Below are 14,663 nucleotides of genomic sequence, written 5' to 3'. Positions count from 1 at the left end.
CTCATAAAGCACATGGGTCAGTTCCTTAAGGTGCCCTAATCCGGGGCATCACTTCCCCAACGGAAAAACCGGTAAGGACTTATGTGCGGATTAGCAGGAGAGTTACGTTTCACCCCCATCGGCCAAGCGCCACGCCCCGCCGACCTGGCTGCGGTAGAGCGCATTACCCATCACCTGGCGCCACGCGGCCCGGATGCCTGGGGCTTCCATAGCCAGGGCCCCATAGCCCTCGGCCACCGCCGCCTGAAAATCATGGACCTGTCCGACGGCTCGGCGCAGCCCATGGTCGACAACACCCTGGGCCTGTCCCTGGCGTTCAACGGTGCCATCTACAATTTCCCCGAGTTGCGCCAGGAGCTGCAGGCCCTGGGCTACCAGTTCTGGTCGGACGGCGACACCGAAGTGCTGCTCAAGGGCTACCACGCCTGGGGTGCGGCGCTACTGCCGAAACTCAACGGCATGTTCGCCCTGGCCATCTGGGAACGCGATAACCAACGCCTGTTCCTGGCCCGCGACCGCCTGGGCGTCAAGCCGCTGTACCTGTCACGCAACGGCGAGCGGCTGCGTTTTGCCTCGACCCTGCCAGCGTTGCTCAAGGGCGGCGACATCGACCCGATGCTCGACCCGGTGGCGCTCAACCACTACCTCAACTTCCATGCCGTAGTGCCGGCACCGCGCACCTTGCTGGCGAACGTGCAAAAGCTGGAACCCGGCACCTGGATGCGTATCGACCGCCACGGCGAAATCGAGCGCCAGACCTGGTGGCAACTGCAATACGGGCCCAACGCCGATGAGCGTGAGCTGGACCTGGAAGGCTGGACCACCCGCGTACTGGACGCGACCCGCGAAGCCGTGGCCATCCGCCAGCGTGCCGCCGTGGACGTGGGCGTGCTGCTGTCCGGCGGTGTCGACTCCAGCCTGCTGGTCGGCCTGCTGCGCGAAGTCGGTGTGGACGACCTGTCGACCTTCTCCATCGGCTTTGAAGATGCCGGCGGCGAGCGCGGCGACGAATTCCAGTACTCTGACCTGATCGCCCGGCACTACGGCACGCGCCACCACCAGTTGCGCATTGCCGAGCACGAAATCATCGACCAGCTGCCTGCCGCCTTCCGCGCCATGAGCGAGCCGATGGTCAGCCACGACTGCATCGCCTTCTACCTGCTGTCGCGGGAAGTGGCCAAGCATTGCAAGGGCGTGCAAAGCGGCCAGGGCGCCGACGAACTGTTCGCCGGCTACCACTGGTACCCGCAGGTGGACGGCGCCGACGATGCCTACGCGGCATACCGCAACGCCTTCTTCGACCGCAGCCACGAGGAGTACCGCGATACCGTACAGGCGCCATGGTTGCTGGATACCGATGCCGCTGGCGATTTCGTGCGCGAGCATTTCGCCCGCCCCGGCGCGCCGCAGGCGGTGGACAAGGCCTTGCGCCTGGACAGCACCGTGATGCTGGTCGACGACCCCGTCAAACGGGTCGACAACATGACCATGGCCTGGGGCCTGGAAGCACGCACCCCGTTCCTCGACTACCGCCTGGTAGAGCTGTCGGCACGCATTCCGGCGCGCTTCAAGCTGCCAGACGGCGGTAAGCAGGTGCTCAAGCAAGCCGCACGGCGGGTGATCCCGCATGAAGTGATCGACCGCAAGAAGGGCTACTTCCCGGTACCGGGCCTGAAGCACCTGGAAGGCGCCACACTGGGTTGGGTACGCGAACTGCTGACCGACCCCAGCCAGGACCGTGGGCTGTTCAACCCAGCCATGCTCGACCGACTGCTTAGCAACCCGCACGGCCAATTGACGCCACTGCGCGGTTCCAAGCTGTGGCAACTGGCAGCATTGAACCTGTGGCTGAGCGAACAAGGACTCTGACCGATGAAACCCCACGAAATCGCCTACGGTCAGCGCCTGCTGCGTGGCCAGGCGCCGTCCTACGAGCGCCTGCAGGCGCGCCTGGCCGGCGACGGCAGCCAGCCCCACCAACAGCCGCGTGCCGTGCACTGCGGCTGGGGCCGGCTGCTGATTGGCCACACCTATGCCGAGCCGGCCGACCTGGCCGACGACCTGTTGGGCGAATGCCCAGGCGAACGCGATATCGCGCTGTATGTGGCAGCACCGCAGCAGGTGCTGGCGCAGGCGCCGCAACAGTTGTTCCTCGACCCATCCGACACCCTGCGCCTGTGGTTCACCGATTACCGCCCAGCCCAGCGGGTATTTCGCGGCTTTCGCGTGCGGCGGGCGCAGAACCCGGCTGACTGGCAGGCCATCAACACCTTGTATCAGGTGCGCGGGATGCTGCCGGTCGATGCCGACTTGCTCACCCCTCGGCACCTGGGCGGCCCGGTCTACTGGCTGGCTGAAGACGAAGACAGCGGCGCGGTGATCGGCAGCGTCATGGGCCTGAACCATGCCAAGGCTTTCGATGACCCCGAGAACGGCAGCAGCCTGTGGTGCCTGGCAGTCGACCCGCACTGCACCCGCCCCGGCGTGGGTGAAGTGCTGGTGCGCCACCTCATCGAGCACTTCATGAGCCGTGGCCTGGCCTACCTCGACCTTTCGGTGCTGCACGACAACCGCCAGGCCAAGCGCCTGTACCAGAAGCTTGGCTTTCGCAACCTGCCCACCTTCGCCGTCAAGCGCAAGAACGGCATCAACGAGCAACTGTTCCTCGGCCCCGGCCCACAGGCCGACCTCAACCCCTATGCACGCATCATCGTCGACGAGGCATTGCGCCGCGGCATCGAGGTACAGGTGGATGACGCCGCCGGCGGGCTGTTCACCCTCAGCCTGGGCGGCCGGCGCATCCGCTGCCGTGAGTCGCTCAGCGACCTGACCAGCGCCGTGACCATGACCCTGTGCCAGGACAAGCGCCTGACCCAGCATGCCCTGCGCACTGCCGGGCTGCAGGTGCCGGCGCAACAATTGGCCGGTAATGCCGACGATAACCTGGCCTTTCTCGACGAGCATGGCGCGGTGGTGGTCAAGCCCGTTGACGGCGAACAAGGCCAGGGCGTAGCGGTAAACCTGACCTGCATCGACGACGTGACCCAGGCGGTCGGCCATGCCCGCCAGTTCGATAGCCGGGTGTTGCTGGAAAGCTTCCATGCCGGCCTCGACCTGCGCATCGTGGTGATCGGCTATGAAGTGGTGGCAGCGGCCGTTCGTCACCCGGCCCAGGTGCTGGGTGACGGCAAGCACAGTGTGCGCCAGTTGATCGAGGCCCAAAGCCGTCGTCGCCAGGCCGCTACGGCAGGTGAAAGCCGTATCCCGCTGGATGAAGAAACCGAACGTACCCTGCGCGCTGCTGGCGTGGGTTACGACGACGTACTGCCTCCCGGCCAGCGCCTGGCCGTGCGGCGCACCGCCAACCTGCACACCGGCGGCACCCTGGAAGACGTTACCGCCCGCCTGCACCCGGTGCTGGCCGACGCCGCCGTGCGCGCTGCCCGGGCGCTGGAAATTCCGGTGGTCGGGCTGGATTTCATGGTGCGTGATGCCGAACAGCCCGAGTACGTGATTATCGAAGCCAACGAGCGCGCCGGCTTGGCAAACCACGAACCGCAGCCAACGGCCGAGCGTTTCATCGACCTGCTGTTCCCGCATAGCCGGCCTTTGGCGTAAACCAGTGCCGGGCTCTTCGCGGGTTCACTCGCGAAAAGGCCGGCACAGGAGCAAGGAGTATTCAACCATGTCCGAGCGACACCCCGAACCCGATCTCGAATACCTCAAGCGCGTGCTGCTGGAGATGCTGGCCATCCCCAGCCCGACCGGTTTCACCGACACCATCGTGCGCTACGTGGCCGAACGCCTGGACGAACTGGGCATCCCCTTCGAGCTGACCCGTCGCGGCACCATTCGCGCGACCTTGAAGGGCCGGCAAACCTCGCCCGACCGCGCCGTATCCGCGCACCTCGATACCATCGGCGCCAGCGTGCGCCAACTGCAGGACAACGGCCGGCTGGCCCTGGCGCCGGTTGGCTGCTGGTCCAGCCGCTTCGCCGAGGGCAGCAGGGTCAGCGTGTTCACCGACACCGGCGTGTTCCGCGGCAGCGTACTGCCGCTGATGGCCAGTGGGCACGCCTTCAACACCGCCATCGACCAGATGCCGGTGAGCTGGGAACACGTGGAAGTCCGCCTGGACGCCTATTGCGCCACCCGCGCCGATTGCGAGGCGCTGGGGGTGAGCATTGGTGACTTCGTGGCCTTCGACCCACTGCCCGAGTTCACAGACAGCGGCCACATCAGCGCCCGTCACCTGGATGACAAGGCCGGTGTCGCGGCGCTGCTCACCGCGCTCAAGGCAGTGGTGGAGAGCGGCCAGCAACCGCTGATCGACTGCCACCCGCTGTTCACCATTACCGAGGAAACCGGCTCGGGCGCAGCGGGTGCCCTGCCTTGGGACGTCAGCGAGTTCGTCGGCATCGACATTGCCCCGGTGGCGCCCGGGCAAGCCTCCAGCGAGCATGCCGTGAGCGTGGCCATGCAGGACTCGTCGGGGCCCTATGATTACCACCTGTCGCGGCACTTGCTGAAACTGGCCGGCGACCACGACCTGCCGGTACGCCGCGACCTGTTCCGCTACTACTTCAGTGATGCCCATTCGGCGGTAACGGCCGGGCACGATATTCGCACCGCGCTGGTGGCGTTCGGCTGCGATGCCACCCACGGCTATGAGCGGACGCACATCGACAGCCTGGCGGCCCTGAGCCAGTTGTTGTCGGCGTACCTGCTCAGCCCGCCGGTGTTTGCCAGCGATTCACAGCCGGCCAATGCCTCGCTGGAGCGCTTCAGCCACCAGCTGGAACACGATGCGCAGATGGAGAGCGACACGCGCGTGCCGGCGGTCGATAGCCTGGTCGGTAACAAGGGCTAAGGCCCTGGGGCCGCTTTGCGGCCCATCGTCGGCAAGCCAACTCCCACGGGGATCGCATCAGGGCTGACAGGTGTTTGCCACAAGGTATGCAGCGCCTGTTAGAGCGAGCGCCGCCCGCGCGGCGCATCGCGAGCTGCGCTCGCTCCTACGTTTGTTTCGGGCCAATTATTCCTGTGGGATTTGCGCGCGAACGCCTTGGTGCATGCCTCGATATCGCGCCGTACAAACAAGGCGGCCGCGCGCGCCTGTCACAGGCGTTACTGGCCCGAAACAAACGTAGGAGCGAGCGCAGCTCGCGATTGCGCCGCGCGGGCGGCGCTCGATCTCACAGGCGCTGAAGATGCTCCGGCTACCCTTGCCAGGAACCATAGAATCTCCCACAGCTCAAAAATTGCACGGTCGCTGTAGGAGCGGCCTTGTGTCGCGATGGGCCGCAACGCGGCCCCAAAAGCCCCAATGTTTCGCGTAGCATGCCCCCACCGTAACCCGAGACACCGCCCCATGCTGATCCCCTACGAGCACCTGCAAGCCGAAACACTGACCCGCCTGATCGAAGACTTCGTCACCCGCGACGGTACCGACAATGGTGACGATACCCCGCTGGAAACACGGGTACTGCGGGTACGCCAGGCATTGGCCAAGGGCCAGGCCTTCATCCTGTTCGACCCCGAAAGCCAGCAGTGCCAGTTGCTGGCCAAGCATGACGTGCCGCGGGAACTGCTCGACTAGCCGGCCTCGGCTTTCTTGGCTTCCTTGATGCGCTTGTACACCTCGGACCGGTGCACCGGCACTTCCCGTGGGGCGTCCACGCCAAAGCGCACCACCCCGTCACGGGTTTCGACCACCACGAGGCGGATGTTCTCACCGATCATGATGACCTCGCCCACTTCGCGCCCTATCACCAGCATGTTCCGGTCCTCCTGCACAAGGTAAAACCGGAGACTGCATCGTCAGGATCAGGCTACTCAATAGCTCCGCAGCGATTCAGAAGCGCCCTACATCTACTGGTAATTCGCCCTACAGATATTTCATCGCGAAACCGCTTTGGCACGCATTTTCACGGCCATTTCGGCCATTTCCTGGTAGAGCCGCTCGGGGGCTTGCCGCTTCAATTCCCAAGCCTGCCGCCCGGCCTCATGCGGCATAATCAGGAACTCGCCAGCAGCGACCTGCCGGTGGATGTAGTCGGCAATGTCCGCCGCATTGATCGGCGACCCTTCCAGCAACTTGCCGACCTGCGCCTTCATGGCCGGGTTCGGGCCGCGGAACGAGTCCAGCAGATTGGTCTGGAAGAACGACGGGCACACCACATGCACCGCCACCTCCACCTGGCGCAATTCCACCAGCAGGCTCTCCGACAGCGCCAGCACGCCGGCCTTGGCGACGTTGTAGTTGCTCATGCCCGGCCCCTGCATCAGGGCGGCCATCGACGCGACGTTGATGATGCGCCCCTTGCTGCGCTCCAGCAGGGGCAGGAAGGCCTTGCAGCCCTTGACCACGCCCATCAGGTTGACGGCAATCTGCCAATCCCAGTCTTCCAGCGACAGCTCGGCAAAGAACCCGCCCGAGGCAACCCCGGCGTTGTTGACCACCACATCGATGCCACCGAACTGCTCGGTACAGGCCTGGGCCAGGGCTGTGAGCTGGCTGTAGTCGCGCACGTCGCAGCGCTGGACGAAACCCTCACCGCCGGCCGCACGGGCCAGGTCCAGCGTTTCGCGCAGGCCGCCTTCGTTGACATCGGCCAGCGCCAGGCGCCACCCCTCACGTGCCCAACGCAGGGCAATTTCGCGCCCGAGGCCTGAGCCGGCTCCGGTAATCATGATGCGGTTGTGCATGGTGGCTGGCCCTGTCTCGTTGAGGAATGAAACGAGTCTAAACAAGGGCCTGGCCAAGGGCAGGGTTCATCAGGGTAGTGAATGTGGGGGCATGAACCGGCACAAAATGGAATCTTTCACATTGCCCACCAGTCCGAACTTACAAGAGGCCGGCAACCCGAGGCCCTTGACCCCTAACCACGCAAGGACACGTACATGACCACGATCCTCATCATCATCCTGATTCTTCTGTTGATTGGTGGCTTACCGGTCTTCCCACACTCGCGCAGCTGGGGCTACGGCCCGTCCGGCATCGTCGGCGTGGTACTGGTGGTCCTGCTGGTGTTGTTACTGCTGGGCAGGATCTAGACGCGCCACGCTAGGCAAAAAAAAACCGCGCTTCGGCGCGGTTTTTTTATGGGCGGGCTCAGTGCGACACAGCGCCTGAAGCCCCCAGGCCAGTCTGCGAACGGACGAACTGCGGGAAGAACAGCGCGCGTTCGTTTTCTGCGGCCTTGGACTTGTCGGTGACCGAGAAGAACCAGATGCTGACGAAGGCAATGGCCATCGAGAACAGCGCCGGGTACTCGTACGGGTAGATCGGCTTTTCATGGCCGAGGATCTGCACCCAGATGGTCGGGCCAAGGATCATCAGCGTCACTGCGCTGACCAGGCCCAGCCAGCCGCCGATCATGGCGCCACGGGTGGTCAGCTTTTTCCAGTACATCGAAAGCAGCAGGACCGGGAAGTTGCAGCTGGCGGCGATGGAGAACGCCAGGCCGACCATGAAGGCGATGTTCTGCTTCTCGAACAGGATGCCCAGGCAGATCGCCAGTACGCCGAGGGCGACGGTGGTGATCTTCGACACGCGGATCTCGTCCTTGTCGTTGGCCTTGCCCTTGCGCCACACGCTGGCGTACAGGTCGTGGGACACTGCCGAGGCACCCGCCAGGGTCAGGCCGGCGACCACCGCCAGGATGGTGGCGAACGCCACTGCCGAGATGAAGCCGAGGAATACGCTGCCACCCACGGCATTGGCAAGGTGCACCGCGGCCATGTTGTTGCCGCCCAGCAGCGCGCCGGCGGCGTCCTTGAAGTCAGGGTTGGTACTGACCAGCAGGATGGCGCCAAAGCCGATGATGAAGGTGAGGATGTAGAAGTAGCCGATGAAGCCGGTGGCGTACAGCACGCTCTTGCGGGCTTCCTTGGCGTCACTGACGGTGAAGAAGCGCATCAGGATGTGCGGCAGGCCTGCCGTACCGAACATCAGCGCCAGGCCCAGCGAGAACGCCGAGATCGGGTCTTTGACCAGGCCGCCCGGGCTCATGATGGCCTCGCCCTTGGCGTGCACCTTGATCGCTTCGGAGAACAGCGTATTGAAGTCGAAGCCCACGTGTTTCATCACCATCAGCGCCATGAAGCTGGCACCGGACAGCAACAGCACGGCCTTGATGATCTGTACCCAAGTGGTAGCGAGCATGCCGCCGAACAGCACGTACAGGCACATCAGGATACCCACCAGGATCACCGCCACATGGTAGTCCAGGCCGAACAGCAGCTCGATCAGCTTGCCGGCACCGACCATCTGCGCGATCAGGTAGAACGCCACTACCACCAGCGAGCCGGAAGCCGACAGGGTGCGGATTTCCTTTTGCCCGAGGCGGTACGACGCCACGTCGGCGAAGGTGTACTTGCCCAGGTTGCGCAGGCGTTCGGCAATCAGGAAGAGAATGATCGGCCAGCCGACCAAGAAGCCGATCGAGTAGATCAGGCCATCGTAGCCAGAGGTGAACACCAGTGCGGAAATGCCCAGGAACGAGGCTGCCGACATGTAGTCGCCGGCAATCGCCAGGCCATTCTGGAAACCGGTGATCTTGCCGCCGGCGGCGTAGTAGTCCGACGCCGACTTGTTGCGCTTGGAGGCCCAGTAGGTAATGCCCAGGGTGAAGGCGACGAACGCCACGAACATGGCGATGGCAGAGACGTTCAGCGGTTGCTTCTGCACCTCGCCGGTCAGGGCATCGGCGGCCCACACGGCGGGTGCGAAGGCTCCGCAGGCCAGTATGGCCAGGGCTTTGGCGTGGCGAATCATTGTTGCGCCTCCTTCAGGATGGCCTTGTTCAGCTCATCGAACTCGCCGTTGGCGCGGCGCACGTAGATGGCGGTAAGGACGAATGCCGAGACGATCAGGCCGACGCCGATGGGGATACCCCAGGTGATCGACGACTCAGGGCTGAGCTTGGCGCCCAGTATGTGAGGACCGTAGGCAATGAGAAGGATAAAAGCGCAGTACAAGCCGAGCATGATCGCCGAGAGGATCCAGGCGAACCGTTCGCGTTTGCTGACCAGCTCCTTGAAGCGAGGGCTGTTTTGTATCGAGAGGTAAATGCTGTCGTTCATTGTTTTTGTCCTAGCAGCACAAGTAGGGAAACACCCACACCCTTACTTTATGCTGCCGATGGACGCCAACCAGACGACCTTAGTCTTAGATGCAACGGTGTTTTACCGTTTGCGTAACAAAGTGCCGGCCCATTCGCGAGAAAACCCGCTGCCCTGCGGCAGCGGGTTTACCCGCGAAGCAACAAAACTGGCCCTTTCAGGTTGTTACTTGCCAGTCCATTCCTTCACGCGGTCCGGGTGCTTGGCCACCCAGTCCTTGGCCGCCGCTTCAGGCTTGGCGCCTTCCTGGATGGCCAGCATCACTTCGCCAATCTCGTCTTTGGACTGCCAGCTGAATTTCTTCAGGAACTCGGCCACTTCCGGTGCCTTGGTCGCCAGTTCTTTGCTGCCAATGCTGTTTACGGTTTCCGACGCGCCATAAACGCCTTTCGGGTCTTCGAGGAACTTCAGCTTCCACTTGGCGAACATCCAGTGCGGCACCCAGCCGGTCACTGCAATCGACTGCTGCTTGGCGTAGGCACGGCCCAGTTCGGCGGTCATCGCGGCGCCCGAGCTGGCCTGCAGCTTGTAGCCGGTCAGGTCGTAGTCCTTGATGGCCTGTTCGGTCTTGATCATCACGCCCGAGCCTGCATCGATGCCGACGATCTTCTGCTTGAAGCTGTTGTCGGTCTTGAGGTCGGCGATGCTGGTGGCCTTGACGTACTCAGGCACGATCAAGCCGATCTTGGCATCTTTGAAGTTGGCGCCGTAGTCGACCACGTTATCCTTGTTCTTGGCCCAGTACTCGCCATGGGTCACCGGCAACCAGGCCGACAACATGGCATCGAGCTTGCCGGTCGCCACACCCTGCCACATGATCCCGGTGGCAACGGCCTGCAACTTCACATCGTAGCCGAGCTTCTGCTTGATTACTTCGGCCGCCACGTTGGTGGTTGCCACGCTGTCGGCCCAGCCGTCCACGTAGCCAATGCTCACTTCCTTGGCCATTGCCTGTGCTGCGCTCAATCCCAGTACCAGGGCGGTGCCCACCCCCAGGAAACGTCGCATTTTTTTCAAAGTCGCCATCAAAGCATCCCCTCGTCAGGTCTTGGAGATTCCATCATCTGCCTGCAACCCCGGGCGACCTGATCCAGCTGCGACCTGTACCTGCCCCATATGCGACAGCACTGTGCCATTAGCGCCATATGCCCACCACGACCTGCGCGATCCTTGCATGCCAAAGCTTTGGCGCCGGGCTACTATCTATCCCTTTGTGCCTGACGATGGACCGCCTGATGCCCCGTTCTGCCCGCGCGCTGCTGCCGTTGTACCTGTTTGCCTGCCTGTTCGCCCTGCTGGGGCTGGGAGCGCTCTGGTACGGGCTTGGCAAGCCGCTGCAACTGCCCGATGCCGCGAGCCCTGCACACAAGCTGCAATGTGCCTCGTACACACCGTTCGACAAGGACCAGTCGCCCTACGACCAACCGTTTCGGCTGCGCCCGCAGCGCATGGATGCCGACCTGGCCTTGTTGGCCGAACGCTTTCAGTGCATTCGCACCTATTCCATGACCGGTCTTGAAGCAATACCGGCGCTGGCGCGCAAGCACGGCCTGAAGGTGATGCTGGGGGCCTGGGTCAATGCGCACGCCGCCGACACCGAGCGGGAAATCAACCTGCTGATCGCCGCCGCCAATGCCAACCCCGACGTGGTCAGCGCAGTGATCGTCGGCAACGAAACCCTGCTGCGCAAGGAGGTGACCGGTGCACACCTGGCCACGCTGATCGCCCGGGTGAAAAGCCAGGTGCACGTGCCGGTGACCTACGCCGATGTCTGGGAATTCTGGTTGCAGCACCCGCAGGTGGCACCGGCGGTGGACTTCCTCACCATTCACCTGTTGCCCTACTGGGAGGACGACCCCCAGGGCATCGACCAGGCCTTGGCCCATGTCGCCGATGTACGCCGGGTGTTCGGTACGCGCTTTGCGCCCAAGGACGTCCTGATTGGTGAAACCGGCTGGCCCAGCGAAGGCCGCCAGCGCGAGACGGCAGTGCCCAGCCGGGTCAATGAAGCGCGCTTCATTCGTGGTTTTGTGAGCATGGCAGAGGCCAATGGCTGGCACTACAACCTGATCGAGGCCTTCGACCAGCCGTGGAAGCGTGCGAACGAAGGTGCGGTGGGCGGGTACTGGGGGTTGTACGATGCCGACCGGCAGGACAAGGGTGTGCTGGAAGGGCCGGTGAGCAACCTGCACTACTGGCCGCAGTGGTTGCTGGGCAGCGCCGCGCTGATGCTGGTCATGCTGGTGCTGGCCGGGCGCCCCGCCACCCTGCGGGCCGCGTTGCTGTTACCGCTGCTGGCTGCGCTGGGGGCGGGTTGCCTGGGCCTGTGGGGCGAGCTGGTGCGCACCCATGCGCGCTTCGCCGGGGAATGGGTGTGGGCGCTGGCGCTGGTCGCACTGAACCTGTTGGTGCTGGCCCATGCCGTGTTGGCCCAGGCGCAGCGCGCCGGTTGGCGCGAGCGGCTGTTCGCCGGGTTACAGGCGCGCGCCGGCTGGCTGTTGCTGGCAGCAGGCTTCGCTGCGGCGGTGAGCATGCTGGCGCTGGTGTTCGACCCGCGCTACCGCAGCTTCCCCACTGCAGCGCTGGCGTTGCCGGCGCTGGTGTACGCGCTGTGGCCGGTGCGCGCGCCGCGGGCGGAGGTGGCATTGCTGGCGTTTATCGTGGGCGCCGGGGTGGCGCCACAGCTGTTTGTCGAAGGGCTGCAGAACCGCCAGGCCTGGGGGTGGGCGGTGGTGAGCGTGGTAATGACAGTGGCGCTGTGGCGCAGCTTGCGGCTGCGCGCGTTGTGATGGCGGCCGCGGCGCACCTTTAATGCGGCGGTTGGCCTGGTCAGGCCCGCTGCTGCGAGCGGACCAACCGCAAGCCCGCCAGCACCAGCGCAAACACCGCAATGCTGGCGGTATACAGCACCAGCGCCGGCACCGCGAACACCAGGGCCAGGAAGGCCAGCCACCAGCCTGCACGGCCGGCGACCACCTGCGCCAACAGGGCCAGGCCCAACCCGCCCCAGGCCAGCACCTGGTGGTGAATGCCCAGCCCCAGCAACGACCGGACCTCGCACTGCCAGTACGCCGCCGGTAACGTGCACAGGCCGACCCACTGGCCGTCTTCCATCAGCCCGTAACGCACCGCGTAACTGGCTGCGAGCCACAGCCCGATGAACAGCATGACCATGGCTGCCGGCAAGGCACGAGACATCCTGTTTTCCCTACAGTCACTATCGAAGAAAACGATGATCACCCATCGCCCTTGATAAGGCAAAATTGTCGGCCTGCAGCTATGTTGCAGATTACAAGAACACCAAAGGCCACTACGCCAGGCAACTTTGTTCAGCCCGCAGTGGTCCTAGCCTGCATACGCTTGACCTTGCGTTCTTTTGGGGGATTACATGCTTCGTACTTTGCGCCTCGCTGCCTTGCTCGGTGGCCTGCTCATGGCTGTGGCCGCTTCAGCGCGCGATATCGACGCCGCCAGCTATGGCTACCCCTTGACCAACCCGTTCGAGGCCACCATCGCCACTACGCCGCCGGAGCAGCGCCCGACCCTGCCCAGCGATGAAGACATCGACCAGTCCGACTACAGCCTGAACCTGCGCCCGGAGCGCGAGTTCATCCTGCCCGACAACTTCTGGGCGGTAAAAAAGCTCAAGTACCGCCTGGCCCGCCAGGACCACGCGGCGCCGCTGATCTTCATCATCGCCGGCACCGGGGCCGCCTACAACAGCACCATCAACGAATACCTGAAGAAGCTGTTCTATCAGGCCGGTTTCCACGTGGTGCAGTTGTCTTCGCCTACCAGCTACGACTTCATAAGCGCCGCCTCGCGCTTTGCCACCCCCGGCATCACCCAGGAAGACGCCGAAGACCTGTACCGGGTCATGCAGGCCGTGCGGGCCCAGCACCCGCGCCTGCCGGTCAGCGAGTTCTACCTCACCGGCTACAGCCTGGGGGCCCTCGACGCGGCGTTCGTCAGCCACCTGGACGAAACCCGCCGCAGCTTCAACTTCAAGCGCGTGTTGCTGCTCAACCCACCGGTCAACCTGTACACCTCGATCAACAACCTCGACAAGCTGGTGCAAACCCAGGTGAAGGGCATCGACCGCAGCACCACCTTCTACGAGTTGATGCTGCAAAAGCTCACCCGCTACTTCCAGGACAAGGGTTACATCGACCTCAACGATGCCCTGTTGTACGACTTCCAGCAGTCGAAACAACATTTGTCCAACGAACAGATGGCCATGTTGATCGGCACCTCGTTCCGCTTCTCGGCGGCCGACATTGCCTTTACCTCCGACCTGATCAACCGTCGCGGCCTGATCATTCCGCCGAAGTACCCGATCACCGAAGGCAGCAGCCTCACGCCGTTCTTCAAACGTGCCCTGCAGTGTGACTTCGACTGCTACATGACCGAGCAGGTAATCCCCATGTGGCGTGCACGCACCGACGGCAACAGCATCCTGCAACTGATCAACCAGGTCAGCCTGTACGCGCTGGCAGACTACCTGCACAGCAGCGACAAGATCGCGGTGATGCACAACGCCGACGACGTCATCCTCGGCCCGGGCGACATCGGCTTCCTGCGCAAGGTCTTTGGTGACCGGCTGACCCTCTACCCCCATGGCGGCCATTGCGGCAACCTCAACTACCGCGTCAACAGCGACGCCATGCTGGAGTTCTTCCGTGGTTAACAAACTCCTCTTCGCCACTGCCCTGCTAGCCGCCGGCCACACCCTGGCCGCCGAAACCGCACCGCGGGCCAGCGTGGTCGAGGCCGACCCGCAGGTGGTTGGCACAGCGCCACTGGTGCCCGAGTCCGACGGTTTTCTCGACCCGCTGCGAGAGCTGAAATTCAACCCCGGCCTGGACCAGCGCGAGTTCGAGCGCTCCACGTTGGAGGCGCTGAACGTGTACGACCCGCTGGAGTCGGTCAACCGGCGCATCTACCACTTCAACTACCGCCTCGACCAGTGGGTGCTGCTGCCGTTGGTGAACGGCTACCAGTACGTTACGCCAAGCTTCGTCCGCACCGGGGTCAGCAACTTCTTCAATAACCTGGGCGATGTGCCGAACCTGTTCAACAGCGTGCTGCAGCTCAAGGCCAAACGTTCGGCCGAGATCACCGCGCGGCTGATGTTCAATACCATCATTGGCGTAGGCGGGCTGTGGGACCCGGCCACCAGCATGGGCCTGCCACGGCAGAGCGAAGACTTTGGCCAGACGCTGGGCTTCTACGGGGTACCCGAAGGGCCGTACCTGATGCTGCCGCTGCTGGGCCCGTCGAACCTGCGCGATACCACCGGCCTGGCAGTGGACTACGCCGGCGAGCAGAGCATCAACTACCTCAACGTGGCCGACGCCAGCAAGGACCACCCTGAGATCTTCGCCTTGCGCGTGGTGGACAAGCGCTACAACACCAAATTCCGCTATGGCCAGCTCAACTCGCCGTTCGAGTATGAAAAAGTGCGCTACGTGTATACCCAATCGCGCAAGCTGCAGATAGCCGACTAACCCGGCCCGGCCCTTTGGCGGCGGTGCAAT

14 protein-coding genes are annotated in these 14,663 nt (G+C 63.7%); 8 read left to right on the top strand and 6 right to left on the bottom strand.

The window, feature by feature from the left end; all coding sequences use genetic code 11:
• The first annotated feature begins 81 nt into the window (after nucleotides 1–81).
• From AACG97_RS06725 to AACG97_RS06710, 4 genes are all read left to right on the top strand, one after another.
• Nucleotides 82–1,869 carry an N-acetylglutaminylglutamine amidotransferase gene (locus AACG97_RS06725; protein WP_197886518.1) on the top strand — a complete coding sequence of 596 codons (1,788 nt, stop codon included), beginning with the start codon at nucleotides 82–84 and terminating at the stop codon, nucleotides 1,867–1,869.
• 3 nt (nucleotides 1,870–1,872) lie between these two features.
• Nucleotides 1,873–3,618, top strand: coding sequence for an N-acetylglutaminylglutamine synthetase (ngg, locus tag AACG97_RS06720; protein WP_009682070.1), 1,746 nt, complete (start codon nucleotides 1,873–1,875; stop codon nucleotides 3,616–3,618).
• Nucleotides 3,619–3,685: 67 nt separating this feature from the next.
• Nucleotides 3,686–4,870: an osmoprotectant NAGGN system M42 family peptidase gene (locus AACG97_RS06715; protein ID WP_009682071.1), complete on the top strand. Its 1,185-nt coding sequence runs from the start codon at nucleotides 3,686–3,688 to the stop codon at nucleotides 4,868–4,870.
• Nucleotides 4,871–5,371: 501 nt separating this feature from the next.
• Complete coding sequence (locus tag AACG97_RS06710) at nucleotides 5,372–5,599, top strand: YheU family protein (RefSeq protein ID WP_039603187.1); 228 nt, start codon at nucleotides 5,372–5,374, stop codon at nucleotides 5,597–5,599.
• Here the strand turns inward: AACG97_RS06710 and csrA are convergent.
• Together csrA and AACG97_RS06700 are read right to left on the bottom strand one after the other, a co-directional pair.
• Entirely contained in the window at nucleotides 5,596–5,778 is a 183-nt protein-coding gene (gene csrA / locus AACG97_RS06705; protein ID WP_009682863.1) for a carbon storage regulator CsrA, read from the bottom strand. The two genes, AACG97_RS06710 and csrA, sit on opposite strands and share 4 nt — an antisense overlap.
• 120 nt (nucleotides 5,779–5,898) lie before the next feature.
• Nucleotides 5,899–6,708 carry an SDR family oxidoreductase gene (locus tag AACG97_RS06700; protein ID WP_029885889.1) on the bottom strand — a complete coding sequence of 270 codons (810 nt, stop codon included), beginning with the start codon at nucleotides 6,706–6,708 and terminating at the stop codon, nucleotides 5,899–5,901.
• Between the two features lie 195 nt (nucleotides 6,709–6,903).
• Here AACG97_RS06700 and AACG97_RS06695 point away from each other — a divergent pair, with 195 nt between their 5' ends.
• On the top strand, nucleotides 6,904–7,056 hold the full coding sequence (locus tag AACG97_RS06695; RefSeq protein WP_009682861.1) for a DUF3309 family protein: 153 nt from the start codon (nucleotides 6,904–6,906) through the stop codon (nucleotides 7,054–7,056).
• 58 nt (nucleotides 7,057–7,114) lie between these two features.
• Here the strand turns inward: AACG97_RS06695 and AACG97_RS06690 are convergent, their stop codons facing one another.
• From AACG97_RS06690 to AACG97_RS06680, 3 genes are all read right to left on the bottom strand, one after another.
• Nucleotides 7,115–8,779: a cation acetate symporter gene (locus tag AACG97_RS06690; protein ID WP_225785813.1), complete on the bottom strand. Its 1,665-nt coding sequence runs from the start codon at nucleotides 8,777–8,779 to the stop codon at nucleotides 7,115–7,117.
• Complete coding sequence (locus AACG97_RS06685) at nucleotides 8,776–9,087, bottom strand: DUF485 domain-containing protein (RefSeq protein WP_009682859.1); 312 nt, start codon at nucleotides 9,085–9,087, stop codon at nucleotides 8,776–8,778. Before AACG97_RS06685 ends, AACG97_RS06690 begins: the two co-directional genes overlap by 4 nt.
• 204 nt (nucleotides 9,088–9,291) lie before the next feature.
• Nucleotides 9,292–10,152 carry a glycine betaine ABC transporter substrate-binding protein gene (locus AACG97_RS06680; protein WP_009682858.1) on the bottom strand — a complete coding sequence of 287 codons (861 nt, stop codon included), beginning with the start codon at nucleotides 10,150–10,152 and terminating at the stop codon, nucleotides 9,292–9,294.
• Between the two features lie 197 nt (nucleotides 10,153–10,349).
• On the opposite strand from AACG97_RS06680, the gene AACG97_RS06675 reads away from it, so the two are divergent.
• Nucleotides 10,350–11,915 (top strand): glycoside hydrolase family 17 protein, encoded by a 1,566-nt coding sequence (locus AACG97_RS06675; RefSeq protein ID WP_125855514.1) that lies wholly within the window; start codon nucleotides 10,350–10,352, stop codon nucleotides 11,913–11,915.
• A gap of 40 nt (nucleotides 11,916–11,955) precedes the next feature.
• On the opposite strand, the gene AACG97_RS06670 is transcribed toward AACG97_RS06675, so the two are convergent.
• Entirely contained in the window at nucleotides 11,956–12,324 is a 369-nt protein-coding gene (locus AACG97_RS06670) for a hypothetical protein (RefSeq protein WP_054890444.1), read from the bottom strand.
• A gap of 190 nt (nucleotides 12,325–12,514) precedes the next feature.
• On the opposite strand from AACG97_RS06670, the gene AACG97_RS06665 reads away from it, so the two are divergent.
• Together AACG97_RS06665 and AACG97_RS06660 are read left to right on the top strand one after the other, a co-directional pair.
• Nucleotides 12,515–13,813, top strand: coding sequence for a serine/threonine protein kinase (locus AACG97_RS06665; RefSeq protein WP_029885886.1), 1,299 nt, complete (start codon nucleotides 12,515–12,517; stop codon nucleotides 13,811–13,813).
• Nucleotides 13,806–14,633, top strand: a complete 828-nt coding sequence (locus AACG97_RS06660; RefSeq protein ID WP_009682854.1) for an MlaA family lipoprotein — start codon at nucleotides 13,806–13,808, stop codon at nucleotides 14,631–14,633. Before AACG97_RS06665 ends, AACG97_RS06660 begins: the two co-directional genes overlap by 8 nt.
• Nucleotides 14,634–14,663 lie beyond the last annotated feature (30 nt).

It is taken from the genome of Pseudomonas sp. Nvir (assembly GCF_963778085.1).
Taxonomy (GTDB): Bacteria; Pseudomonadota; Gammaproteobacteria; order Pseudomonadales; family Pseudomonadaceae; genus Aquipseudomonas; species Aquipseudomonas juntendi.
The sequence above is the reverse complement of the archived record's forward strand: the minus strand, read 5'-3'. Positions and strand labels throughout refer to the sequence as shown.

Bases quoted from the DNA above. Each gene is read 5' to 3' on its own strand.
- AACG97_RS06715 (WP_009682071.1), top strand. From the start codon at position 3,686: ATGTCCGAGCGACACCCCGAACCCGATCTCGAATACCTCAAGCGCGTG.
- AACG97_RS06680 (WP_009682858.1), bottom strand. From the start codon at position 10,152: ATGGCGACTTTGAAAAAAATGCGACGTTTCCTGGGGGTGGGCACCGCC.
- AACG97_RS06665 (WP_029885886.1), top strand. From the start codon at position 12,515: ATGCTTCGTACTTTGCGCCTCGCTGCCTTGCTCGGTGGCCTGCTCATG.
- AACG97_RS06695 (WP_009682861.1), top strand. From the start codon at position 6,904: ATGACCACGATCCTCATCATCATCCTGATTCTTCTGTTGATTGGTGGC.
- AACG97_RS06685 (WP_009682859.1), bottom strand. From the start codon at position 9,087: ATGAACGACAGCATTTACCTCTCGATACAAAACAGCCCTCGCTTCAAG.
- csrA (WP_009682863.1), bottom strand. From the start codon at position 5,778: ATGCTGGTGATAGGGCGCGAAGTGGGCGAGGTCATCATGATCGGTGAG.
- AACG97_RS06725 (WP_197886518.1), top strand. From the start codon at position 82: ATGTGCGGATTAGCAGGAGAGTTACGTTTCACCCCCATCGGCCAAGCG.
- AACG97_RS06710 (WP_039603187.1), top strand. From the start codon at position 5,372: ATGCTGATCCCCTACGAGCACCTGCAAGCCGAAACACTGACCCGCCTG.
- AACG97_RS06670 (WP_054890444.1), bottom strand. From the start codon at position 12,324: ATGTCTCGTGCCTTGCCGGCAGCCATGGTCATGCTGTTCATCGGGCTG.
- ngg (WP_009682070.1), top strand. From the start codon at position 1,873: ATGAAACCCCACGAAATCGCCTACGGTCAGCGCCTGCTGCGTGGCCAG.
- AACG97_RS06675 (WP_125855514.1), top strand. From the start codon at position 10,350: ATGGACCGCCTGATGCCCCGTTCTGCCCGCGCGCTGCTGCCGTTGTAC.
- AACG97_RS06690 (WP_225785813.1), bottom strand. From the start codon at position 8,779: ATGATTCGCCACGCCAAAGCCCTGGCCATACTGGCCTGCGGAGCCTTC.
- AACG97_RS06700 (WP_029885889.1), bottom strand. From the start codon at position 6,708: ATGCACAACCGCATCATGATTACCGGAGCCGGCTCAGGCCTCGGGCGC.